General features: G+C 30.9%; 20 protein-coding genes. All 20 read right to left on the bottom strand.

What is annotated here, in order from left to right; translation table 11 throughout:
- Positions 1-17: 17 nt before the first annotated feature.
- Positions 18-1007: a D-glucuronyl C5-epimerase family protein gene (locus tag Ctaglu_RS15010; protein ID WP_125003111.1), complete on the bottom strand. Its 990-nt coding sequence runs from the start codon at positions 1005-1007 to the stop codon at positions 18-20.
- Positions 1008-1060: 53 nt separating this feature from the next.
- A complete protein-coding gene (locus Ctaglu_RS15005; protein WP_125003108.1) occupies positions 1061-2395 on the bottom strand; it encodes a glycosyltransferase in 1335 nt (444 codons plus the stop codon).
- A gap of 20 nt (positions 2396-2415) precedes the next feature.
- Entirely contained in the window at positions 2416-3915 is a 1500-nt protein-coding gene (locus Ctaglu_RS15000; RefSeq protein ID WP_125003106.1) for an O-antigen ligase family protein, read from the bottom strand.
- A gap of 54 nt (positions 3916-3969) precedes the next feature.
- Positions 3970-5409, bottom strand: coding sequence for a polysaccharide deacetylase family protein (locus Ctaglu_RS14995; RefSeq protein ID WP_125003104.1), 1440 nt, complete (start codon positions 5407-5409; stop codon positions 3970-3972).
- 3 nt (positions 5410-5412) lie between these two features.
- Positions 5413-7131: a CDP-glycerol glycerophosphotransferase family protein gene (locus tag Ctaglu_RS14990; RefSeq protein WP_125003102.1), complete on the bottom strand. Its 1719-nt coding sequence runs from the start codon at positions 7129-7131 to the stop codon at positions 5413-5415.
- 35 nt (positions 7132-7166) lie between these two features.
- A complete protein-coding gene (locus Ctaglu_RS14985) occupies positions 7167-8579 on the bottom strand; it encodes a lipopolysaccharide biosynthesis protein (RefSeq protein ID WP_125003100.1) in 1413 nt (470 codons plus the stop codon).
- Between the two features lie 160 nt (positions 8580-8739).
- Positions 8740-9843 carry a LegC family aminotransferase gene (locus tag Ctaglu_RS14980; RefSeq protein ID WP_125003098.1) on the bottom strand — a complete coding sequence of 368 codons (1104 nt, stop codon included), beginning with the start codon at positions 9841-9843 and terminating at the stop codon, positions 8740-8742.
- A gap of 21 nt (positions 9844-9864) precedes the next feature.
- Positions 9865-10857 carry an NAD-dependent 4,6-dehydratase LegB gene (locus Ctaglu_RS14975; protein ID WP_125003096.1) on the bottom strand — a complete coding sequence of 331 codons (993 nt, stop codon included), beginning with the start codon at positions 10855-10857 and terminating at the stop codon, positions 9865-9867.
- Between the two features lie 17 nt (positions 10858-10874).
- Entirely contained in the window at positions 10875-11930 is a 1056-nt protein-coding gene (locus Ctaglu_RS14970) for a nucleotidyltransferase family protein (protein ID WP_125003094.1), read from the bottom strand.
- A 4-nt stretch (positions 11931-11934) separates the two neighbouring features.
- A complete protein-coding gene (locus Ctaglu_RS14965; protein ID WP_125003092.1) occupies positions 11935-12582 on the bottom strand; it encodes an acetyltransferase in 648 nt (215 codons plus the stop codon).
- A gap of 13 nt (positions 12583-12595) precedes the next feature.
- Complete coding sequence (gene neuC, locus Ctaglu_RS14960) at positions 12596-13744, bottom strand: UDP-N-acetylglucosamine 2-epimerase (protein WP_125003090.1); 1149 nt, start codon at positions 13742-13744, stop codon at positions 12596-12598.
- 46 nt (positions 13745-13790) lie between these two features.
- Positions 13791-14834: an N-acetylneuraminate synthase gene (gene neuB, locus Ctaglu_RS14955; RefSeq protein WP_125003088.1), complete on the bottom strand. Its 1044-nt coding sequence runs from the start codon at positions 14832-14834 to the stop codon at positions 13791-13793.
- Positions 14827-15531, bottom strand: a complete 705-nt coding sequence (locus Ctaglu_RS14950) for an acylneuraminate cytidylyltransferase family protein (RefSeq protein WP_125003086.1) — start codon at positions 15529-15531, stop codon at positions 14827-14829. Before Ctaglu_RS14950 ends, neuB begins: the two co-directional genes overlap by 8 nt.
- A 2-nt stretch (positions 15532-15533) precedes the next feature.
- Positions 15534-16526 carry a GNAT family N-acetyltransferase gene (locus Ctaglu_RS14945; RefSeq protein ID WP_125003084.1) on the bottom strand — a complete coding sequence of 331 codons (993 nt, stop codon included), beginning with the start codon at positions 16524-16526 and terminating at the stop codon, positions 15534-15536.
- 12 nt (positions 16527-16538) lie between these two features.
- Entirely contained in the window at positions 16539-17279 is a 741-nt protein-coding gene (locus tag Ctaglu_RS14940; protein WP_125003082.1) for an acyltransferase, read from the bottom strand.
- A gap of 34 nt (positions 17280-17313) precedes the next feature.
- Positions 17314-18402, bottom strand: coding sequence for a Gfo/Idh/MocA family protein (locus Ctaglu_RS14935; protein ID WP_125003080.1), 1089 nt, complete (start codon positions 18400-18402; stop codon positions 17314-17316).
- A gap of 105 nt (positions 18403-18507) precedes the next feature.
- Entirely contained in the window at positions 18508-19824 is a 1317-nt protein-coding gene (locus Ctaglu_RS14930) for a nucleotide sugar dehydrogenase (RefSeq protein WP_125003078.1), read from the bottom strand.
- Between the two features lie 46 nt (positions 19825-19870).
- Entirely contained in the window at positions 19871-21712 is a 1842-nt protein-coding gene (locus Ctaglu_RS14925; RefSeq protein ID WP_125003076.1) for a polysaccharide biosynthesis protein, read from the bottom strand.
- 334 nt (positions 21713-22046) lie between these two features.
- A complete protein-coding gene (locus Ctaglu_RS14920) occupies positions 22047-23510 on the bottom strand; it encodes an N-acetylglucosaminidase (protein ID WP_185732725.1) in 1464 nt (487 codons plus the stop codon).
- 175 nt (positions 23511-23685) lie between these two features.
- Positions 23686-24756, bottom strand: a complete 1071-nt coding sequence (locus Ctaglu_RS14915; protein ID WP_125003072.1) for a tetratricopeptide repeat protein — start codon at positions 24754-24756, stop codon at positions 23686-23688.
- Positions 24757-24857 lie beyond the last annotated feature (101 nt).

Here is a 24857-nt window from a genome sequence, read left to right as displayed (position 1 = left end):
AATCTCACCTTTTATCCTTATTTGTCTGAAATTGATGGCACATAATTGCTTTGATTTCTTACAGAAAGTTTATGTGCAATCTTATATAATGTGGCAATAATATATATAATTATATTATTTTTGGATTTCTCCCAAGCTATATAATATTCTCGATATAAATCATTATTTGTTAAAGTATACATTGATTTTAGCTGTTCTATATGAAGCTTATGATAAAAAATACTTGTTATATTATGAATTTTAAAATTATATAAATCATATCTCGACCACTTTATTCCTCTAATGTTAAATAAAGTCAAATTATCACAAAGCGTCTTCTCACCTTTATTATATAATTCTAAAGCTTTTTTATTATTGGATACAATATTAAAATCCAATAATCCCCAAAGTGAAAAAATCAATCCATTTAATACAAAAGAAGGCTCTTTAGATGGATATTCTTCATAAAAATATCCGTTACTGAGTAGCGCAAGCACTCCTTTATCTTCACTTTTAACTTCAAAAGATATAAGAAGTTTTTCACAAACATCTAAATATCTTTTATCTTTTGTTACAGAATAACATCTTGCAAGAACAGACATAGGTTGTCCTTGCGATAGTGAGGATAACCAAGGCTTATGAAGCCCATAGGTCATCTTGTCATAATCATTAGCATATCCATAGACACCTTTTGATGTCTCCTGCAGGTTTGATACAAACCATTCTGCACAAATTATAACAACATCAAAATATTTTTTATCTTTCGTCTCTATATATTTATCAAAATTTCCTAAGGCATACTGCGCAATAGTTACTGGAAAATAATAATATGTTCCATCCATTTCTAAAAGAGGTATATTATTTTCATCCATCTTACCAATGTAATTATGCTTAGGTTTTGTGTCAACATAATATTGGTCAATTTTCTTTAAACTACAGTTCTTATTGGCTATCATATCTGGGTGCCAATAATCTTGTTTCCCAAAAATTAAACTTCCGTAAGCTTTAACCATTTGAAGAATATTCATGTAGATTTTCCTCTCCTCTATAATATCTTAAAAAGTATAACTAACTAGTGAATTTACTGGAATAAATTCACTAGTTGATTTGTTAAATTTTTTCTTTCAAATTCCACACATTTTTCTGCGGCATTAGTATTAGTATCTTCTTTGTTTTTCCATTTTTCATAATTACTTTTTATAAAATTGTAAACACCGTCTACATCTCCATGATCATATGAATATCCAATTTCTTTATCTATTATTAAATTTGAAGCTACACCATTTGAAGGCATAATCCCTAAAATTGGTCTTTGAGATCCTATATAGTCAAAAATTTTACCGCTAAACACAGTTCTGCTCTCATCTTCATCTGAGAGTATTATCAAATTAATATCTGCACCCTTCATATGTGAGATGCACTGAGAATGAGGCATATACTCAATTTTTTCGAAATTTTCATAAATGCTCGATGCTGCAATTAGATTTATGTACTCCTCTAATATAAATCCAATAAACTTTATTTTTATGTTGTTTTTATATTCATCATCTTCATTAAACAATCGCTCTGTTGCTCTTAAGAGTGTTTCTGGTGTTTGTCCTTTTGCCACAATACCACTGTAACATATAGTGAATTTTTCTTCTTTAACAACTTTCACCTTTTCAAAATCATTAGCATCAAAGCCATTAGTAATGGTAACAAATTTATCCTTATACTGAGGGTATCTTTTTTTGTAATTTTCACATATAGGTTCTGTAACCATAATTATTTTATCAGCATAGGCTACAACCTCTGCCTCAAGTTTTTCTTCTTTTTTCTTTCTCTTTTCTGAATGACCCACAGTCATTGGTGAATTTCCTATCCATGGATCTCTAAAATCAGCTACCCATGGGAGATTTGTTTTTTTCTTTGCTTGTAGCGCAATCAAATGTACAGTATATGGATATGAGGATGAAAAAATATATTGAATATCTTCCTTTTTTAAAATATTGTAAACATCCTTTACTGCATGTTTATACCATCTTATTTTACTATCAGGCACTAACAAATTAAGTTCAATGAACCTAAATGCTCTTTCTTTTAGTCCTGGTGAACTTTGCTTTGATACAGTAGTGCTACTACTGTTTTGGTTATCTTGATTTGATGCAACTTTAGGTTTTCTTATAGCGCTTAATTTTTCAATTATATTTCTAACCCATAAGGTCTCTCCAGAATTTGATCTATATACCACAACACTTTTGGGTACTTCTAAAAGCAAGGTTTCATCATATGCAAAATTATGACCAGCCTTAATAGTTGCAACTATTGGATTATATCCAAATTGCGGCATATATTTAACAAATTTTAAAGTTCTTTGGACTCCACTTCCGCCCATGGGTGGAAAAAAATACAATATTGATAACACATTTTTACTCACTTTAACACCTCAATTTACTTTTAGTCATTCGAAATAGTTTGTTCTTTTACTGTTATTAGTAAAATAGTCACTAAACTAATTAATACAAATGCTGGAACTACGCTTATAGGATGCTTTGAAGTAATGAATGCCTGACCTGTAACATTACCATATGCCATAAGTGAGGTCATTCCTATAAATGTAGGAAGTATAATGCTTTTATTATGTTTTTTCTTTTTAATAAATCCATATATTAAAGATTTAAACATGGTACCCCACCAAGAAAAGAAAAATACTATTGCAAAAGGCACCCCAAATTCAGCAGCTACATTTAAAAATATATTATGAGCATCAATGTATGCTTTTTTCAGTTCCGGTGCATATGATTGAAAATAATACTTGAAATTAGCTGGGCCTACACCAACATAAGTATGATCTTCTATCATTCTAAATGCTGCTGACCAGATAGGACTTCTATTCCGAGCCTGCTCACCTAATTGATAAAAGAATCCTTTATCACTTGCTACATTTCCTTCAACTTTAGGCACTCCAGAATTTACAATGGATTCCGTTATTTCTGTCATTTCACCTCGTTGGGATACATTAAAAGTAATGCAACCTAGTATTACTAAGGATACTATTAAATACTTTTTATAATTTTTATAATCTATTATAATAATAGCTACAAAGGCTATTATTAATGCACCCAATATACCTCTAGATCTTTGAGTACATAAATTAACAATCTCAACTAGTAACAGTAACTTATATATAGAATTATACTTGCCTGAAATTTCTTTGTTAACAGCATATATTAGTATAAATGGAAGCACCATCAAAGTATATCCAAGCATAAAATTACTGCCTAATACTCCATAGAGGTGAGTGTTTTCCCCACTCAATATTAGACTATATAGAGCTATAAAAGTATCTGGTATTCCTGATATTGCAACTCCTATACATAGAAACAAAATAATCTTTTTATAAAAATCATGCTGCTTTATTTCTAAACATATCAATATTAAACTATAAAGAATCATAAATATGACTCCGATAAATGTTAATCTAAATGCTTCAAATTTATAAGCACTTCGCAATGATGAAATTAGGGCAATAGCACCTAGGAAAAAATATACTATAGTAACTATTCCATATTTGCTTTTTATATTAATCTTTTTAAAATTGAATTTTTCTTTTCTTATACCAATAATTAAAAATATAAAATATACAAAATACATTGTAGCACCAATACTATTTTGATTCAATCTATTTAATAAGTATAACTGCATAGGCAGTATTGGTATGGAAATATTATATATTAGTATGGCAGTTTTTGAATCCTTTAACATTAAAACTAATGAACTAATTATAAATATTGTTGTAAAAAAACTAGCTGCAAATATAAAATAATTAGTTTTTCCTATAAGCATATATATACCTAATTGACAAACTAAATATGCTACTAAAATTAACATTTTATATTTTAATAAATAATCTAAATATTCCTTTGACCCATCTTTAATATCCTTTAGTAAATTCATTTATTACCTCCTGGTATTCCTATAATGTATTGAATAATTATGAACTGTTCATGTTTACTTTATATAAGTTTGCCCTAAAAACATTTTATAAATGTTAATTCCACTTTGGACAATACAATTTTGTTTTTCAAAATATGAATATAACCACTTGAACACTTGTTTTGAATTTTTATTATATTGGCTTGTTATAGCTGAATTATGCCATAATATAGCGAAAACTCCACTATGTTTTTGCACTTGAAAAATAAGCTCTTTAATATATTCCACGGACTCCTCATAATTCAAATTCATATAATCAAAAAGGCTTCCCTCCATTAATATTAATGGAATTTCAATTAAATCTAAAGATGAATTATTGGTTAAGTCATAAGTCTGATAAGGCAAACAGTATCCTACCTTGAATCCTGCCTGTTCTGGAAAACATACCGTAGAGTCATATTGCAACTTACACTCATCTTGAATAACCCATGTTCTCGAGTTATGAAAACTTAAATAATGCTGCCTAACACCCAAAACAAAAGTATCCTCTATATTATTTTCTAATATGGCAAGTTGATTTTTAAAATTCTCTTTATCATTAGAAGTATTGAGTCCTGGATGAAATCCTATCTCACATCCATTGTCCAATATTTTCTTAAAAATTTCTTTTACTCTATTACTTTTCAAATCATAAGTTTTTCTATCTGCCATAAAGTAAAAGCTAGATTTAAATTTTTTCTCCCTTTCCATATTCATAATATAATCAAAAGTATCAAAGGGATCTTTCTGTACTTTTAGTATTTTAATATTAATAAAATCACTTATTCTTTTAAATACTTGCCTTGGCTTTCTATCAATTAAAATCATACTAAATAATAATCTTATTTCTCTTTTAAAGGATAGGTGCTGTGTAATGATATCAACATCATGAGATAACATTACTGCATATTCACTCCCCTTCCATAAATCTTTTCTTTCAATGTCCATATTAAATCTTTCATTTAAAACACTAATAAACAAACATATATTTTCATTGACCACTGGGCGTGATAGCAAATTGAATTTATGTAAAATAGAATTCACTATATTAAATCTTCCTTTATCATCGTACTCATCAAAAACAAATTCTTCATAACATGTTAAAAAATAGAATATGGTCTGAAAAACGTCAATATTAAATATTACTTTTTCTTGCTTTTCTTTGATGTAAAGATCACAGACCTTATTAGTAAAGAATACCGGTATTCCCTCATAAAATTCAACATTACTAAGCAAGGAATATTTATGTAAATAATTTTCTCCAAAAAGAGAACCCTGCGTAACAATTATATTTGCAAAGTCACATTCTAAATTGTTTCCATAATAAATAATTAAATCATATTTGCAATCTGTAGGATTAAATTTTGAATATGGTACAATGCAATATTCAACGCAGTAATTACTAAATAATATCTGTGATGTATACTCTATCTGATTTTTAAATTTTTCATTTTCATAAACGATTAAAAATTTCATAACTTACTCACCTACAATATTAAAAATTCTTTCACTAACCTTACCGTCTACTTTATAGAAATTTTCATCTAGGTATTGTTGAATACCTTCATCCTTTTTAATATCAATATCTTTTAGTTTTACTAGTGTTTTTGCTAATTCAAATTCATTGCTTACACCAATTGAAACACCATCACGAACAAAACCTCCTGCATCATTATATTTTGGAAGTAGAATACATGTAGATGGCTTATTTAAAAGAGCTCCCTCAACGACAACTGTAGAATGAACACTTACAATAACATCACTCCAATTAATGAGATCATATAAGTCACCATCTTTTAGGATTTTAGCATTATTTATATTATACTCCTCTATTTTCGACGTGTAGAAGTCGTAATATAAATCAATGGGATGAAGCTTAATTATAAGTTCATAAGGCTCTTTTAACAAATTCAGTGCTTTAAATAACATTATTGTTGCAGGTTCTAGTAAATCTACAAAATATTGAGTACAATACAAAATTTTTATACTTTCTTTTTTTAATTCTGAATCATTATATTTTCTATTAACTAAAAAATCTGTTCTTACTTGACCCACTACTTTTATATTTTTATCATTATAGGCGTTAGAATTTTCTAAAAGGAGCTGCTTATATTTGTCTCCCCAAAAAAAAGTAGCTTTAGGAACTATCAGCTGCCCAAATTTTGATATTATTGCATATGCAGGTGAATTTTTATTAATTACTCCATGTTGCGATGCAAAGCTTTTTATACCTAGTCTATTTGCAGCAATAATAAAGCATCGACCTCTGTCACCTTCATCAATAATCAAACATCTTTCAATTTTATTTTTACTTAGGAACCTTTCTGCAGATAAGGTTTCTATTAAGTAAGACTTAGATTGATGTTTTAAATCCTTTAAAATATAACAGAGCATAAGTTCTTTTAGGTCATAGTCCTCAAACTGATAATTAAAACTCGAAAGCTTGCTAAGTTCATCTTTATACTTTGAATTATCTATAAGCTTTTCACCTATAAATCTCTTATAAGCAATAAATAATTCAAAAGGCACAAACTTCTCATTACAATTAAATGTTTTATCTATTAGTTCTACACTATTCAATAGTTGAAGATTTAACACATTAAATTTACTTCTACATTTTTCAGTTACAAGACCTATTTGAGTATCATAATAGCGATTGTTTGCTTTAGCGTCCTGCAGTAAATTCAGTGAACCTGCATGAGAACATATAAGCATATTTGAGCTTTTGCTTTTAATCATTTTAAACCTTAAGTACTGCAGAGCCCCTGAGAATTGTCTGTGAAATAGCTTATACTTATTGTTTAACCCACTATTTTTTTTATCACTATTTTCTTTCGTAGCTTCACTAGTTTTTAATTTAAATACTTTTTCAGCTGCCATCTTCATAATTTCATTATCTGTTTGGACTAAAAAATCTTTACCATATTCCAGTGTAACTCTTTGAAGAATAGTTATACAGGTTATTAATATTTTTAGTTTTAAAAATATTGTTGGCCTATTGAAGTAATATAATGGAATACCATCGTAGCTGCATAAATCCTCCATTTGCTTCCCATCAATTTGTTGATTTTCCAAAAACTTAAGAAAGCAAAATGAGCGTCCATCGATATTTGAACTAACTAAATATTTATCTATATCAACTTTTCCATTGCTACTTACCATTTCCTTACACTGATTTGTATATATTAACGTATTCAACTTATATCACTTTCCTTTTACTATATGTCAGTAGATTATCTATTTAAAAGAACACCAATTTTCTTTTTAAAGCTAAAAACTGTTATTAAACAAACCATGGTAATTATACCATATCTTATAACCCATATGTCTTTAATGAAATAAAAAATCCCACTAGATACGGCTATAAACAAAATCCCATATATAAAGTGCATAACATTAAAGACTCTTACGTCAGATATTTTTAAAGCTATTATATAATGATACAAAAAAAGCAATAAATATGATGCAACTGTTGTCCACCCAGCAGCTACATATCCAAATTTAGGAATAAAAATCAGATTTAAAACTATATTAGCTACTGCAGCCATAAATGTTCCCGTTGCTATATATTTAGTTTTCTTTGTGTAAAACTCTAAATTAACTGGTAGACTATATAGGAAAACAAAGTAATAACCTATCATTATGATTGGTACGAGTCCTATTCCTTGTGAATATGCCTTTGTACCTAAAATCATTGCTATTTCTGGAGATATAAAAATTAAAATAAAGGTTATAAATGAGAATAAAATTATATAATACTTTGTTTTTTCCGAAATTTCATCATAGTTTTCTTCCTTCATCTTTTCAAAAAACCAAGGTACCCAAGCTTTATTAGATGCAGCCCAAGCAATACTTACTATGAGTCCCATTTTATATGCAAATCCATAAATACCTGTTTCAGCATCACCTACAATTTTACTTATCATTACAGCATCAGAGGAAGTCAATGCTATTGATGAGAGTTGATGAAAAATCATAGGAAGAGAAATAGGTAGTGCATACTTCCAGTATTTTAAAGCTATTAACTTTCTGCCTTTAATCATAACTATAGCATATAGTATTACTCCATAAATTATTGTAACATAGGCTCCGCCTTTGATTCTTCCATAATATCTATTATTAGTTAATCCCATTATTAAAATAATTGATAAACCAACGTTTATTAGCGTACTTGTTATAGAAATAAATAAAAATTTCTTATACTTATATTCAATAGAATATTTTGTGCTGGCAAAGCTAAGTACAAAACCAAAAAAACTTTGTACAATGAGTAGAATTACTAAATCTGGCTTTATTCCTATCATATTTGAGATAGGATTTTTGAAGATAATTCCAATAGCTAACCATATTACAAAGGTTATACTAGCCAGAAAAAGCAAAGAAGATAAAAATTCTTCATAGTCCTCTTTAAAATCAAATCTACCTCTAGAAACAGCAGATTCAAGGCCTATGCCAATAAGAATAGTAAATACACCAACATAGGTAGTGTATATGGTAATTACACCATTTTCTGTGGGACTGAGCAATCTATTAAAAATAGGAAGCGTTAAAAACCCTATACCTTGTAGGAAAAATGTTCCTATAGTGTACCATATTCCACTTTTTACTAATTTGCTGCTATACATTTTTTTAACTAAAGTATTCAAACTTCTATCCCCTTACTAATATTTCATATTGCTTATTTTAAAAATAACTAGTGATATAGCAATCTATTTTTTATGCACTACAATGATAAATAATACCGGTCCATATTAATATATCTTTAAAATAATATGGACCAGTATCCCTATCAGTTATTTTCAAATTTTATTTTGCGTATTTTTTAATAACATTACACACTGCTTCAATATCTTCTTTTTTAAGTCCTACAGAACTTGGAAGATTTATTCCTCGCGCATAAAGTTCACCTGTAACACTTAAATCTCCATGTGTACAATCACTGTATGGTGGCATACCATGTATAGGCATAAAGAAAGGTCTTGCTTCTATTTTTTCTTCATTTAATTTTTGTATAAGTTCGTCGCGAGTAATACCATACTCCTCTTCAACTAATATTGAGTATAGCCAAAAACAATTTTCTACATTATCTTTTTCTATTGGTAAGGTAATTCCATGAGCCTCACTTAAAAATTCATTGTAATAAACTGCATTTTCTTTTTTTACCTTTAGATATTCTTCAACATTTTCAAGTTGAGCCACTCCAAAAGCAGCAAGAAGATTTGGCATCCTAAAATTATATCCTACTTCAGGATGGTAAAAAGCTTTGTTTTCAGTAACTACCTTTGTTTGAGTAGATAAGAATTTTGCTCTAGTTCCATATTCTAAATTGTTAGTTACAAACATTCCACCTGCTCCTGTAGTTATAAGCTTATTTCCATTAAAGCTATAGCAACCCATATGTCCTATGGTACCAGCCATTTTGCCTTTATAAGTAGATCCTAGTGCTTCTGTGGCATCTTCTATAACAAACAGATTATGCTTTTGTGCTATTTCCATAATCCTATCCATATCTGCTGGATGACCATAAATATGTACTGGCATTATAGCCTTTGTTTTAGGTGTTATTAAGCTTTCTATCTTTTCAGCATCCATAACAAAGGTATCTCTACATACGTCTACAAATACAGGCTCTGCACCTACGTATTTTATAGTGTTTATTGGAGATATGAAGGTTAATGATGGAACTATAACTTCATCTCCTGCACCTATACCTAAAGTTACTAATGCTAATTGAAGTGCTGCTGTACCATTATTAGTAACTACTGCACTTTCGCTATGAACATATTCACTAAATCTCTTTTCAAATAAATTAACGTAACTGCCTACTGAAGATACCCAATTAGTATCTATGCAGTCCTTCACATATTTCCACTCATTGCCTCTAATTTCTGGTATACATAATGGTATCACAATAAAAACCTCCTGTTTATTTTATACGTTGTATATGTCTGTCTTGAAATACTGCATATTATTTTTTATCCATTCAACTGTCTCTTCAAGACCTTTATCTATACTATAACTCGGCTTCCAGCCTGTTAATTCTTTTATTTTAGTGTTATCAGCCCATAATCTATTAACTTCGCTATTTTCTGGTCTTAGTCTTTCATCATCACAAAGGATTTTTACGTCCTTTCCTATTATACTTATTATTTTTTTAACTGTGTCTCCTATTGTTATCTCATAGTTTGAACCAGCATTTATAACTTCACCAATAGTTTTTTCGCTTTCAGCAACTTTTATGAAAGCCTCTGCAGTATCTTTTACAAAATTAAAGTCTCTAGTTGGAGTTAAACTTCCAAGTTTAATTTCTGTTTTACCTGCCAATATCTGTGATATTATTGTTGGAATTACAGCCCTTGCTGATTGTCTTGGTCCATAAGTATTAAAGGGTCTTAGAGTAGCTATTGGCATATTGAAGCTTTTATAGTAACTTTCTGCCATCTTATCTGCTCCTATTTTTGATGCTGAATAGGGAGATTGACCCTGCATTGGGTGTTTTTCATCAATTGGCACATAAAGAGCTGTGCCATAGGTTTCAGACGTCGAGGTATGCACAATTTTCTCAACATCATATTCTCTACAAGCTTCTAAAACGTTAGTAGTACCTTCTATATTTGTTCTTACATAGGCCATAGGTGAAAGATAAGAATATGGAATTGCAATTAGTGCAGCAAGATGAAGCACCACTTCTTGCCCCTTTATAATTCTTTTCATTCCATCATATTCTCTTATGTCTCCAGTAACAACTTTAATGCTATCTTTAGTCTTTTTATCAAAAGTGTCAATCCATCCCCAGTTATTAAAGGAATTATATTGGGCAAGTGCCGTAACATCTGCTCCAAGTTCTACTAATCTTTCTGTTAAATGACTTCCTATAAATCCCTCTGCACCTGTAACTAAAACTTTTTTACCTTGCCAATTCATTTCATCTACCCCTTTTCTTATATTTTAAAAAATTTATGAATATCCGTGTTGGCCTTTCTATAGTCCTCTATTTGACCTATATCCTTCCAATACTCAGTTATCTCATATATACCTGACGTGTAATCATTATTCATTGCATCTTCTATTAAATCGGTCATATTGTAAACTTCATCTTCTTTTATGTATTTTACAATTTCAGGATTAACCACATATACTCCACCATTAATATGAAATTTATATGTAGGCTTCTCTTCCAAAGACTCTATAAGCATATTATCCGTAACTAATACTCCATAAGGAACATTAATTTCATAATTTCTAACGCCTACTGTTATATTGAAGTTGTTTTTTATATGATGATTTAAAAATTTTTCAAAATCAATTCCTGTTAGTATATCGCCATTTATAACTATAAACGGTTTGGTAAATTTTTCTTTTACTAAGGCTATTGAACCTGCTGTGCCTAGTTTTTTAGTTTCTTTAATATATTCTATCTTTACGCCAAATTCACTTCCATTTTTGAAGTAATCCTCTATTATTTCTCCTTTATAATTAAGTGAAATAATAAAGTTTCTAAAGCCATATTCTTTAAATTGTTCTATTATAAGCTCCAATATGGGTTTATCACCAACAGTTAGCATAGGTTTCGGTACTGTTTCTGTTAAGGGTCTTAACCGAGTACCTAGACCACCAGCTAAAATAAAAACATAATTATCCTTTTTTTCATAAGATATTATATCATCTAAAAAGTATAAGTCTATAAGCTTTTTATCTTTATCAATAACAGGTACCTGTCTTATCTTATTGCTTAGCATATACTCTTTTGCTTTCTTTTTACTATGCTCTTCTGTTACAAATTTAAAATTTTTAAAATATGTGTTTTCTATACTATCATTTATACTAGCCTCTTTAAGTATAGCCCGCCTAATATCACCATCTGTAATAGTCCCCACCAGTTCATTATTTTCATTTACAACTAGAGCTCCACCAGTTAAGTTTTTATCTATAACCACCATAGCTTCTTTTATTGTAGAACTAGCTCCTATACAATATTTATCAATTGAAAATTTCATAATATCACCTGCGCTTTATAATTTTTGCTGGAATTCCTACTGCAACTACATTATCTACTATATTTTCAATAACCACAGCTCCGGCTCCTATAATTACATTGTTCCCTATATGTACTGATTGAATTATAGAACTACCCATACCTATATGAGTATTACAGCCAACATTCACCCCTCCGGCTATACAAGCCCTAGGTGAGATATGGGTATTTCTTTGCACTTTGCAATCATGCTCGATTACTGCACCAGTGTTTATTATACAATTCTCTTCTATGAATGCACCTGGATTAATTATGACTCCAGCCATTACGCAAGTTCCAAAGGCTACACTTGCATAAGGAGAAACTATTGCACCCTTATGTATAAGTGCAGGCATATTAAAGCCTATAGCCAAAAGCTCCATGTATATCTTATCTCGAAGCATAATATTTTCAAGTGCACCAACACATACAAAGGCATTTTTTACTCCAGTATTGTATAGCTCTTTTAAAATGCTGTCATCACCTATTATAGGTGTATCTAATACAAAGGCTTCTTCACCACATGCATAAGCTTTGTCTGTTACACCCACTATATCATATTTAGAAGTACTTTTTATAATGTCTATAATAACCTTGCAATGACCACCTGCACCTACAAGTACGATTTTCTTCATAATATCACCTCAACTAGTAAGTTATTCTTTTTTGTATAAGCTCCCTATCTAGGACTACCTCACTTAAAATTTGCGCTATTTTACCACTGGCATTACCATCACCATAAGGATTTATGCAGGTTTCTAATTGTTTGTTAAAGTTCTCATCTTCTAGTGCGCTTTTAATTCCTGCCTTTACAGCATCTTTACCATAAGGTATGTCTATTATATTGCAGGCTCTTAATCTTCCACCCTGCCTTGATCCTATATTTACCACAGGCAACTTAAAGCTAGGAGCTTCAATTATACCTGAAGATGAATTCCCTATCATTACATCTGCTATTTCTAAAAAGCTTAGGTACTCTACTTGACTTAAATTTCTAAATACCTTTAAGAAAGGATATTTAGCTCTATATTCCTCAATAACCCTTATAATTTCACGTCCGCCATTATCACTGTTTGGATATGAAACTATAGTTTGATACCCAAGTTCTACAATGGCATCTAGTGTTTCTCTTATTTGCCACTCCACCATGTCACGTTCTGTAGTTACTGGATGCTGGGTAAGTAAAAATATCTTATCATCTTCTAATTTAAATCTTTCTAGCATTACACTTCTTGATAAAAACACTGTTTTTTTAATGTAATCAAGACCTGGAGCCCCTACTACAAAAATATTTTCTTCCCTCTCACCTAATTTAAGGATTCTTTGTTTGCTATCCTCATTAGCGGGAAAATGAATATGAGAAAGTTTAGTTATAGCGTGTCTTACAGATTCATCTACGGTTCCAGTTACTTCCCCTCCATGAATATGAGCCACAGGAATATTCATATGAATAGCTGCAGTGGCTGCCGCAAGCATTTCTCCTCTATCACCAAGTATTAATACAACATCTGGTTTTATTCTATCAAAGCACTGTGCCATACTTATAATGGAAAGCCCTATAGATTTAGCCATAGAGGCGCCTGTGTCAGAAGCCAGAATTGTTTCAAACTTATCTGCTATTTCAAAACCATCTTTTTCTATCTCGTTTATAGTCATGCCAAATTCAGGGCATAGATGCATACCACAGGCAATAAGATTAAGATCCAATGCCACATGTTTTTCTATTTCTTTAAGAACATGATAAAATATACCATAATCTGCTCTCGTACCCGTTATTACTGCTATTTTTCTTTTCATATTTAATCTCCTATCCTATATCAAGATGAAATAATTTGGCTCATTTTTATTCCACCATATTAAAGGCTATTTGCTCATTCATTTTAATATCTCTGCTGATTTTTTTACCAACAATATCCAAATAGAATTTAGGTGAAAGCCCAGTTCCTGGTCTTTTGTAATCTAAGTCTATTAAACTTATACTCTCTCCTGCATTTATATCTCTAGCAGCTACTATACTTTTTCTGGCTGCCTTCATAGTATCTACTTCACTAGCATTGTACATCTTAATACCACTTCCAAGTGCCATTTCTACATTTCTGATTGCTGTAGCCATGTCTTTTAGGTCTAGAGGACTGAGAGATGCACTATGGTCTGGACCTTCCATGCACTTATCTAGGGTAAAATGCTTTTCAATTATATTTGCTCCCATAGCAGCTGCGGCTATAGTTACTGTTATCCCTTGTGTGTGGTCAGAATACCCCGACACAATTTTAAAAGCATTTTTTATGGTATTCATTGCATTTAAGTTAACACTTTGAAGTTTAGCTGGATAATTTGAAGTACAGTGGAGCACTGCTACTTCTTTATTCCCTATGCAATAAATTGCATTTATTGCATCTTCTATTTCTGATAGTGTTGCCATTCCAGAAGATAAAATTATAGGTTTATTAAATCTTGCTATATGCTCTAAAAATGGAATATTCGTTAAATCCGCTGAACTTATTTTAAAAGCCTCCATACCTATAGATAACAAAAAATCAGCGCTTTCAAAATCAAAAGGTGTAGATAAAAACATAATTTTCTTGTGTATGCAATATTTTTGTATTTCTATAAAGTTTTCATATGAAAGTTCTAGTTTCTTTAACATATTAAACTGGGAGTCATCTTTGCCTATATTATTCTTTTGATACTCTGCCATCTCTGCATAACCCGTGACTAATTTTTCAGTCTTAAAGGTCTGAAATTTTATGGCATCAACTCCCGCAAGTACAGCTTCATCCACCAGTTTTTTCGCTATATTTATATCTCCATTGTGATTAACACCAGCCTCTGCAATAATAAAGGCTGGATTTCCATCGCCTATAATTTTACCATTTATCTTAAACATCCATACTCTCCTTTATTAGCAGTTCTACAAGTCTTGCATCTAGCATTGTGTCAATGTCTACAGAACTCTCCTTGTCCATTACATAAGGGATTGTATCTTCATTAACAAATTTCTTTTCATCCACTAACATATCTGTTGAATTTATATATAGTGCACCATTAAATATATAAAAAGTAGGTAAATCTTGACGCCTTAGATTTGTTCCCTCAAAACTTATGACCTCTTTTAATTTATCATTTTCTATATTTCTCATAAGAATAGGATTTTCCTCAGCTTCACAAACACTAACTAATGAAGTTCTGCTAGACTCAATAATTTTTTCTATAGCTTCATCCAAATGTTCAAAAGTCCTTAAAGGTGATGTTGGCTGTAATAATATTACGTAATCAAAAGCTATATTATTATTTTTATAAAAATCTATTGCATGTATTACTACATCTATAGATTTCGCACTATCACTTGATAATTCCTCTGGTCTTAAAAAAGGAACCACAGCACCATACTGCTGTGCTATTACCTTTATGACATCACTATCTGTTGATACAATTATTTCATCTATGTATTTAGATTTCTTTCCTGCTTCTATTGTATAAGCTATAAGTGGTTTACCACATATAGCCATGATGTTCTTATTTGGTATACCTTTTGAACCACCTCTTGCTGGAATAATAGCAAGAAACCTTTTATTCTTATACATAATTATCCCCTTTTAAGTATGATTTTTCCGTATTTTCTTATATCTTGTTTCATATTTAGAATAATTGAATTGTTTTTAATTATTCTAAAGTATTGTTTTTGCGTAGCTCCAAAGGAGCGAAACATGCTTTCTATTTGTGGAACCACTGAGCCTTCAAAATCAAATTTATCTGTAAAACCCGCAGAATATTTTATAGCTTCAAACACATTTAAATACATGGCTCCACTACTTCTAAATTCTGGGTCTGCACCACCTAATAGATAATATGCGCAGTTTTTATCATACACAAGATAAAGCGCAGCATGAAGATTATTTTGTGCGTCCACTGTGAAAAACATCTTTCTTGCATTGTTTTTATTTATTATAGCATCAAATCTCCCAAACCACTCAAAATCAAAAGGTACCCTCATATTTTGCCGATCAAAAGTTTTTTTCAGCATACTATACATATCAGATAGAGTCAAGTTATCCATAACCTTTAAATTATGATTTACTGCTTTAGTAATAACTGACTTAGTTTTATCTGCAAACTCACCCCGGACCACTTCTATATTTTGAATACCTTCTATTACATAAGTGTACCTGGTTTGCTCATTAAATCCCTTCCACATAAATGGCATCCAATTAGTAAAATTATAGTGAAATGAACAATCAAAATTTTTAAATTTAGGAATATTATCTACAAAATCCATAATTATATCTTTTTCTTTAGAAATTCTCTTTACATACTTCATTTCTGAAAAATCAGTAAAAACTATGCCCAAGGTTTGGGTAAGCTTTGGCATAGTTATATATCCACCTTCATTTTGAGTTATGGGCATACCTGCAACCATTCTATCGCCTTTATCAAAGCAGCCTAGTATATCATACTTTGAACCTACTGCATCTAACCAAAAGCTTTTAGCAAATATGCATCCTTGTGGAGATTTGTCTACAAATGCATCCCACATTTCATATTCATTTTTTTCTAAATTTCTAAAATTAAAATTTCCCATATTTACTTCCTTTTATTGATTTTTAAGCAATTGATCCTCTGGTACAGCTCGAAGCACTTTAGCAGGATTTCCAACTACTATTGTTCCTGCTTCCACGTCTTTTGTAACTACACTACCTGCTGCTACTAAAGCATCTTCGTGTATAATTTTACCTGGGAGAATAACTGCCCCAGCTCCAATTCTTCCGCCTTTTTTTATAGTTACTCCTTTAAATTTTCCGAACCTTTCCTTAGAACGGGCCGCATAGTTATCATTAGAAGTTGTAACACAAGGGGCAATAAATACATAATCGCAAACCTGGGAATAAGCTGTTAAATATACATTAGTTTGTATTTTGCAGTTAGACCCAACGCTGCAGAAATTTTCAATAGTTGTTCCGCGACCAATAATCGTTTTTGAACCTAGGGTGACATTTTCTCTTATTACAGCAGTGTCCGCAATAAGTGTTTTCTCTCCAATTGTGCAACCACAATAAATAATTACCCCTGCCCCTATAAGGCAACCTTCACTTATTTTAGCTGGAAGCAATTTTTCTTCATCTTTGAAAATACTGTTTACGGATCTCATAGGCTGTTTACCTATTACCGTATTATCATCTATTCTAACGTTGCCTTCAATATTAGTTCCAGTGTGTATAACAACATTACTACCTATAACACAATTATCTCCTATAACTACCTCATCATCTATTACTACAAAATGTCCCATTGTTACATTATTGCCAATTTTGCTTTTATCTGAAACATAATTCATGAAATTAACTCCTTTTCATATGATATTTCTAAAATTATTTTTTCATTTGCATTGTTGAGAACTCTCCCATTGGGAATTTAACTGGAAGCCCTGTAAGTCTTGATTTATAAGCAGCAAGTATAATAGACATACCTTTTTTACCTTCTTCTCCATTTATGAGAGGTTGTCTATCCATATTTATAGCATCTACCATGTCTTTATATAGTGGTGTATGTCCAAAGCCATATACTGAATCTGGGTCGCCTTTCTGCTGACTTAATATTTCCTGCTCAGTATCTATATTATCCGCAAATTTCCAAGTTTCTATAGAATTAACTGCAAGTCCTCCTATACAAACTGTACCAGTTTCACCAAAGATGCTTAATGTCTCTTCTAAATTTTTAGGATATACACAAGCAGAACCTTCAATTATACCTATAGCTCCGTTTTTAAATCTTATCATTATTGCTCCAAAATCTTCAGCTTCTATATCTCGAAGGAAAGTATCACACTGGGCATAAACAGTGTCTATTTCTCCGCCCATCATCCATTGTAATAAATCAATATTGTGAATACATTGATTCATTAGTGTACCACCGTCCAGTTCCCATGTTCCTCTCCAAGGTGCTTGAGTATAGTATCCCATATTTCTATTCCAAAGGATTCTTGCTGTTCCATTAACTAATTTTCCAAATCTATTTTCTTCCACTGCTGCTCTGAGCTTTTGTATTGGCTCATTAAATCTGTTTTGATGACTAACACAAAGTTTTACATTGTTTTTACTTGCACACTGAATCATTCTATCTGCATCTTGAGTCGATAGCGCCATGGGTTTTTCCACAAGTACATGTTTACCTCTATTCATGCAATATATAGCTATTTCCGGATGATATCCACTTTCAGTAGCTATAGAAACCATATCTATATCAGCTTTTTCAAGCATTTCTTTATAATCTGTATAGACTTTTACATCAGCATTTTCTCCTAGTGCTTTTATGTACTCATCTCTTTTGGAAGATGCATTATCTTCCACCACATCGCAAACTGCTGTAAGCTGGATTTCTGACTTATTTTGAGTTATAGCCTCTATATGTTTGTAAGATATTCTCCCACATCCTATTATTGCTACCTTTAATTTTTTCATTTGAATTCCTCCTTGATGATTTGTTAGAATTTTGGCATGCAACATTGTAAAATAGTTTACAATGTTTGCATGCCATATTTTTTTTGCACATTATTTCATTTACTCTTAAAGTTTATTAATTTTTTCTCTATTATTTACAACATGCTTTGTCGCGTTTCTAGTATCATATAATAAACTAGCTTTAGCTACAATTTGTTCATAATCGTAAGAACTATGATCAGTAGTTATTATTACTATATCTGCATTTATTATTTCTTTTTCCCAATTTACAGTTATGTATTCTTTGCCTTTGTGGCTGAATTTTGTGATAAATGGATCGTTTATCATAATGTCTGCACCATTCTTTTCTAATTGATCAATAACCTTTAATGTTGGTGATTCTCTCATATCATCTATATCTTTCTTATAAGCTGCACCCATAAGAAGAACTTTTGCTCCATTTAGTGCCTTTTTTTGACCATTTAAAAGCTTCATAACATTCTCAAGCACAAATTCAGGCATATAATCGTTAATTATACCTGAAGCTTCTATTAATTTTGTATGATAATCAAACTCTTTTGCCTTCCACTCAAGGTAGAATGGATCAAGTGGTATACAATGCCCACCAAGTCCTGGACCTGGGTAGAATGGCATAAAACCATAAGGTTTAGTTTTCGCTGCATCTATTACTTCCCAAATATCAATATTCATTCTTTTGCACAAAATAGCCATTTCATTTGCTAGCGCTATATTTACATTTCTGAAAGTGTTTTCAAGAATTTTTTCCATTTCAGCTACTGCTGGAGAAGACACTTCCATTATATCTCCCTCTAGCACACTTCTGTATAACATCCCTGCAACTTCGGTACATTCTTTAGTACATCCTCCAACTATCTTTGGAGTGTTTTTTGTATTAAATTCTTTATTACCTGGATCAATTCGTTCAGGAGAGAATGCGAGGAAAAAGTCTACTCCACATTTTAAACCTGATTCTTCTAGAATTGGTTTTAAAACTTCCTCAGTTGTTCCTGGGTATGTAGTACTTTCAAGTACTACAAGCATTCCCCTATGCAAATATTTAGCTACACTTTTAGTTGAATCCACTACATATGATAAATCTGGTTGTTTATATAAATCTAGTGGTGTAGGTACCGCAATACATACTGTATCAACGTCAGCAACAAAGCTAAAATCTGTAGTTGCTTTCAATTTTCCTTCCTCCACTAATGCCTTTAAATCTGAATCTACAATATCTCCAATGTAATTACGTCCTTCATTTACCATTTGAACCTTTTTATCTTGAACATCAAAGCCTATTACTTCATATCCTACCTTAGCCTTTTCTACAGCTAGTGGCAATCCCACATAGCCCAGGCCTACTACACCAAGTTTAGCTGTTTTGTTTTTTAATTTTAACAATAATTCGTCTTTATATTGAGACATTTTATTACCTCCTATAACCTTAAAGGTCTAATTAAATCAGTTTTTTTTAGTTCATCTTCCTTTTATAAGTAGGAACTTTTTCTTCCATTAAAGCAAATACAGCTTCTTTATCTCTTCCTACCACATTTTTAAAATCTTCAATAGATTTTTCAATAAAATCTATATCATTTCCAATAGGTTTTTCAACGTAAATTTTATTATGTGAAGTGGATGTTAATGCTACTTCATCCATAAGAAGCTCTTCATAAAGTTTTTCTCCTGGTCTTAGTCCAATAAATTCAATTTTTATATCTACATCTGGTTCAAGCCCTGAAAGAGTTATTAACCCTCTTGCTAAATCAACTATTTTTACAGGCTCACCCATATCTAAAACAAATATTTCTCCACCCTTTGCCATTCCTCCAGCTTGAATAACTAATTGTGCAGCTTCTGGTATTGTCATAAAGAATCTATTTATATCAGGGTGCATAACTGTTACAGGTCCCCCATGAGCTATTTGTTTTTTAAATAATGGTATTACTGAACCATTACTTCCTAAAACATTACCAAATCTTACAGCCACATATTCAGTGTCGCTAATTGTATCAAAGGCCTGAATTATGAGTTCACAAAATCTCTTAGTGGCTCCCATAATATTTGTAGGATTTACCGCTTTATCTGTACTAATTTGAACAAATCTCTTAACACCAGCTTCATGACTACATTTTACCACATTATAAGTTCCTATTACATTATTCTTAATAGCTTCTGCTGGGTTATTCTCCATAAGTGGCACATGTTTATGAGCTGCTGCATGGAATACTACATCCGGTTTATGGTTTTCAAAAATTTCTTTTAATCTATCAATATCTCTAACAGATGCAATAATAAACTCTTTATTTAACTGCGGAAATTCGTAGTTAAGCTCCATCTGTAAGTCATAAGCATTGTTTTCATAAATGTCCAAAACTATTAGTTTTTCAGGGTTAAACTTAGCAATTTGCCTGCATAGTTCAGAACCTATAGAACCTCCACCGCCTGTAACTAATATTGTTTTACCTTTAATATATTTATCAATATCTTCGGTACTTAATTTAACTGGATCTCTTCCTAAAAGATCTTCAATATTTACATCGCGAAGCTCACTAATGTTTACTTTTTCATCTACAATTTCATAAATACCAGGAATTGTTTTTAACTTGCATTTAGTCTTTTTGCAGATGTTTAGTATTTCTGTTTTGGTTTTAAAATCTGCTGAAGGCATGGTAATAATTATTTCCTCAACGGCCTCTTGCTGGCAAATGGAAATTATCTTATCTCTACCACCTAATACCTTAATGCCATTGATTATTTTATCCTTTTTAGAAGAATCATCATCAATTAATCCAACAATATAATATTTAAGTTCGCTATGCTTACTAATCTCTTTTACTAAAAGTGCACCTGCATCGCCCGCACCTACAATAAGAATGTTTACGTTATTATCACACTGCTTATTTTCGCCTTTTTTTTGCTCTGATATTCTATATATAATTCTAATTCCACCTAAGGTAATTATGCATAGAAGCCAAAATATAATATGTACAGTAAAAGGGAATCTATAGTAGGCACTTTTAAATAAGATATAACTAACTAAATAACTATAAATTACAAATGCTACATTTGCCAGGGATATTGAATATACTATAGAAAACAACTCTTTGATAGAAGCATATTTCCATATACTTCGATACAATTTGAATATTTTATTAAAGCCTATTATTAAAATTAGCACTGGAACAATTGAAAGTTTAAAAAATTGAAGGTCTTTACCAGGGATATTAAAATCAAATTTCAACAGTAGAGATATATATAATGATGCCAAAACACAAACAATATCCACCGCAAAAACCCTTCTATCAGTTTTCATGAAGTTCACATCCTCTATTTAGTTTTAAATCCTTTGCCATTCTCCTTAATCATTTTACCTCATTTCTAAAATTATTCAACATATTTTTTCTACTTCTATTATGAGATATCTTTGCATGTATTATTATATCCTAAAACCTTGTTTTTGTATAATTAAATGGAGTTTATTAACTATTTATTTATATTTTCTCAACATATAGCTGTTTAATCTGGTTAAATCATCATCTGCGATGCTTCAAAAATAAAGAACAACCAGAGCAATTAATAATTGCTGGTTGTCCTTTATTTTTATTAAATTACAAACTTAACGACATTTCAGCTCCGCAGGAGATGATTTAATATATGTACTTAGGAACATCAAAATACAAATTACTATTTGAAAAACTATCCGTAATAGTTTTTATACTTTTTGTTTGTTTATTAGCCCAACCTATGTCCGTTGCGTATTGATGTGTTCCTGCAATGCCTGGATTCCATCTCATTTTATATAAGGTGTTTTGGCTATTACTCGAATTATTGATATAATATTTAGAAATCCAATTTGCACCCCCATCAACTGCTTGTCCAACGCTAAACCAACCATTTGTATATGCATATTCACTACCCAGTCTTGTAGGGTCTGCGTCATATGCCCCAATACCAAACATATTATAGGTTACCTTAGGAGATACAGGTTTCCCCTTTACTTGTGTTACTATAACTCCACTTGCTAAACTAGATTTACCATATCCTGTTTCCAAAAAAGCATGTGATATCAAATATGCCGGACTAACATTATATGTTGCGCAAGAATCTGAGAATGCTTGTCCCTTTCCACTTAATACTCCTTTCCCTTGCAAAACACTATTAATATCATTAACAGAAATTCCTTTAGTATAATTTAGTTTTAAAAACTGATACTTTCCTTCTCCATTTAAAAAATTCCTAGGATCCATATAGTACTTTATTTCATTCCTATTTGCCAGTATCCATTTACCTGATGTATCTGTTACTGAAGCCTTTAGTCCATACTGAATATCTGTTATATTATCTAGGGAATAATTATAATTCGTTAAACTAGTATTAGACTTAGTAATATTTATTACTTTTAACTTCCAGCCTTCATAGGCAGCTGCATGAGTATCTTTCACAACTTTAGACCAAAGTGTAGAATTTGCAGACATAGCCCAAACATCTATAACATATATCCCTACTTCGGTAGGCTGCCACAGGATTTTGCCCTCAGAATAATCGGTAAGGTGTGTTGTCCATTGATTCTTTGTGGCGTTATAAACATTTAACTTATATTTATAGGGCGCTTGCATACCACTAATATTTTCGATGCCATTTATTTCAACCTTGTCACCCAACATGTATTCATCTTTGGAAGTTTGAATATCTCCATCTAAATATACCCTATTATTATCATCTCTATTAACACAATTTAGATTTGCTACGTAAAAACTATCATAATCTGCATTTGAACCTTTTGCTCTTGCCCAAATAGATACTTTATACTTTCCTAACTTAAATATTTTTTTCGGGCTTATCTCATAGGGCATTTGTGCATTTACAAATCCTGTATAACCTGATGTAAGTTCTGTCCATAGCTTTGTATTTTCTTCATATAAAAATATTTTATACTGAACTTCCTGTGCATTCTTGGAAGTTATATAAAACTTCTCTTTGTCACCTTCTATTAATGGTGAATGTGAAACTCCAACAAATGATACAACAGGCTTTTCCAAAGCTGATGCAGATTTTGGGCATAAAATAATAAGACTGACGGTTAATATAATTACCGATAAAATTTTTTTCAATTTAAAACACTCCTCACATAAATACATTGCTATTTTCTTCGGTTATTTTTTGATTTTCTTTAATACTTTCCATGATATTTATTTAATAACATTATAAAAAATATTAAATTCAGTTATTGCGCAAAAAAAAGCCTTTTTTACTTGGCTTTTTTGCAATGTTATCTAAGTACTACAATTATTTACTATCAGCCAATAGATCTTCTAACTGAATTACAATTTCATCTAGTGGAGCTATTTTTTTAGCCATATCTAAATGCACTCTAGCATTATCAAAGTCTTTAATATTTATATAGCACATAATAAGATTTGTACATACCTCTATGGATTTTGTAACCTCAAATGCCTCCCTAAAATACCTTATGGCAAGCTCGTAATTTTCAAGACATGCATAGTTAATTCCATACTCAATTACTACCTCAATTAAATCATTTTCTATTGCTTCTGCCTCATTCAAATAGTATATAGCCTTCTCATAATTTTGTAGAATTCTATAAGCTACAGCACTGTGATAATATATATCTGGTCTATCTCCTAATTGTTCCATTAGTGGTATTAAAATTTGGAGTGCATCTTTAGGACTTGTGGGTATTAGTTCCTTTGCCTTTTGAAAACTTGCTATAGTTTTCAAATTGCTTTTGTGTTCAATTACCTCTGCTGTTAGTTCTCCACCACTTTCAACATATTTATTTATAGCAATGTACGCTGCATCATGGTCCATTTCACTATTAAAAACTAATGACTCATATAGATATGGATTACTATAATTAGTGATTTTTTTAGCCTTTTCTATAAGTTTTAATTGTTCCTGCTTGAACATACTATTAGTGGATCTTAATTTATCCACGAGCAAAAAAATCTTATCGTAATTTTCAGTATTTTCTTCTATAGTCAATAACCCCTTTAAAATAATATATGCTTCTTCATAATTTTCATTTTGGATTTCTTTAAAGACTACACCTTTAATAAATCCTATTGAATTTGGAATAGTATTTATAATTTTTTTATACTCGTCAGTATATTTAAAGTGTTCATCTGCTCCTAAAACATAAAACATCCCTTCAATAAATAGATTAACTGGTATATTATCAAAATCCTCTTTTTTCTTTACTTTTTCTATTATCTCATTAGTTCTCACTGGGAAGTATATGTCATCTAAAATGACAAAATCATTGATTTTACTATTCTTCTTAATTTCTAAAAAAAGAAGTGCTGATAGTTTTTCCGAAAAATATGTTTTTATGTCCATGCTTACACCTTCCTACTAATCTTAAATATTTATACTACAGGTACTCGTCTTAATAATAATATACTGAGGGTAATTTGTAAACCGCAGTAGCGGACTTTAAA

This window comes from Clostridium tagluense (assembly GCF_003865095.1).
GTDB classification, from domain to species: Bacteria; Bacillota; Clostridia; order Clostridiales; family Clostridiaceae; genus Clostridium_AD; species Clostridium_AD tagluense.
The sequence above is the reverse complement of the archived record's forward strand: the minus strand, read 5'-3'. Positions and strand labels throughout refer to the sequence as shown.

Coding starts and splice junctions, on each gene's coding strand:
- Ctaglu_RS15010 (WP_125003111.1), bottom strand. CDS start 1,007: ATGAATATTCTTCAAATGGTTAAAGCTTACGGAAGTTTAATTTTTGGG.
- Ctaglu_RS15000 (WP_125003106.1), bottom strand. CDS start 3,915: ATGAATTTACTAAAGGATATTAAAGATGGGTCAAAGGAATATTTAGAT.
- Ctaglu_RS14995 (WP_125003104.1), bottom strand. CDS start 5,409: ATGAAATTTTTAATCGTTTATGAAAATGAAAAATTTAAAAATCAGATA.
- Ctaglu_RS14975 (WP_125003096.1), bottom strand. CDS start 10,857: ATGAATTGGCAAGGTAAAAAAGTTTTAGTTACAGGTGCAGAGGGATTT.
- Ctaglu_RS14970 (WP_125003094.1), bottom strand. CDS start 11,930: ATGAAATTTTCAATTGATAAATATTGTATAGGAGCTAGTTCTACAATA.
- Ctaglu_RS14965 (WP_125003092.1), bottom strand. CDS start 12,582: ATGAAGAAAATCGTACTTGTAGGTGCAGGTGGTCATTGCAAGGTTATT.
- neuC (WP_125003090.1), bottom strand. CDS start 13,744: ATGAAAAGAAAAATAGCAGTAATAACGGGTACGAGAGCAGATTATGGT.
- neuB (WP_125003088.1), bottom strand. CDS start 14,834: ATGTTTAAGATAAATGGTAAAATTATAGGCGATGGAAATCCAGCCTTT.
- Ctaglu_RS14950 (WP_125003086.1), bottom strand. CDS start 15,531: ATGTATAAGAATAAAAGGTTTCTTGCTATTATTCCAGCAAGAGGTGGT.
- Ctaglu_RS14945 (WP_125003084.1), bottom strand. CDS start 16,526: ATGGGAAATTTTAATTTTAGAAATTTAGAAAAAAATGAATATGAAATG.
- Ctaglu_RS14940 (WP_125003082.1), bottom strand. CDS start 17,279: ATGAATTATGTTTCAGATAAAAGCAAAATTGGCAATAATGTAACAATG.
- Ctaglu_RS14935 (WP_125003080.1), bottom strand. CDS start 18,402: ATGAAAAAATTAAAGGTAGCAATAATAGGATGTGGGAGAATATCTTAC.
- Ctaglu_RS14930 (WP_125003078.1), bottom strand. CDS start 19,824: ATGTCTCAATATAAAGACGAATTATTGTTAAAATTAAAAAACAAAACA.
- Ctaglu_RS14925 (WP_125003076.1), bottom strand. CDS start 21,712: ATGAAAACTGATAGAAGGGTTTTTGCGGTGGATATTGTTTGTGTTTTG.
- Ctaglu_RS14915 (WP_125003072.1), bottom strand. CDS start 24,756: ATGGACATAAAAACATATTTTTCGGAAAAACTATCAGCACTTCTTTTT.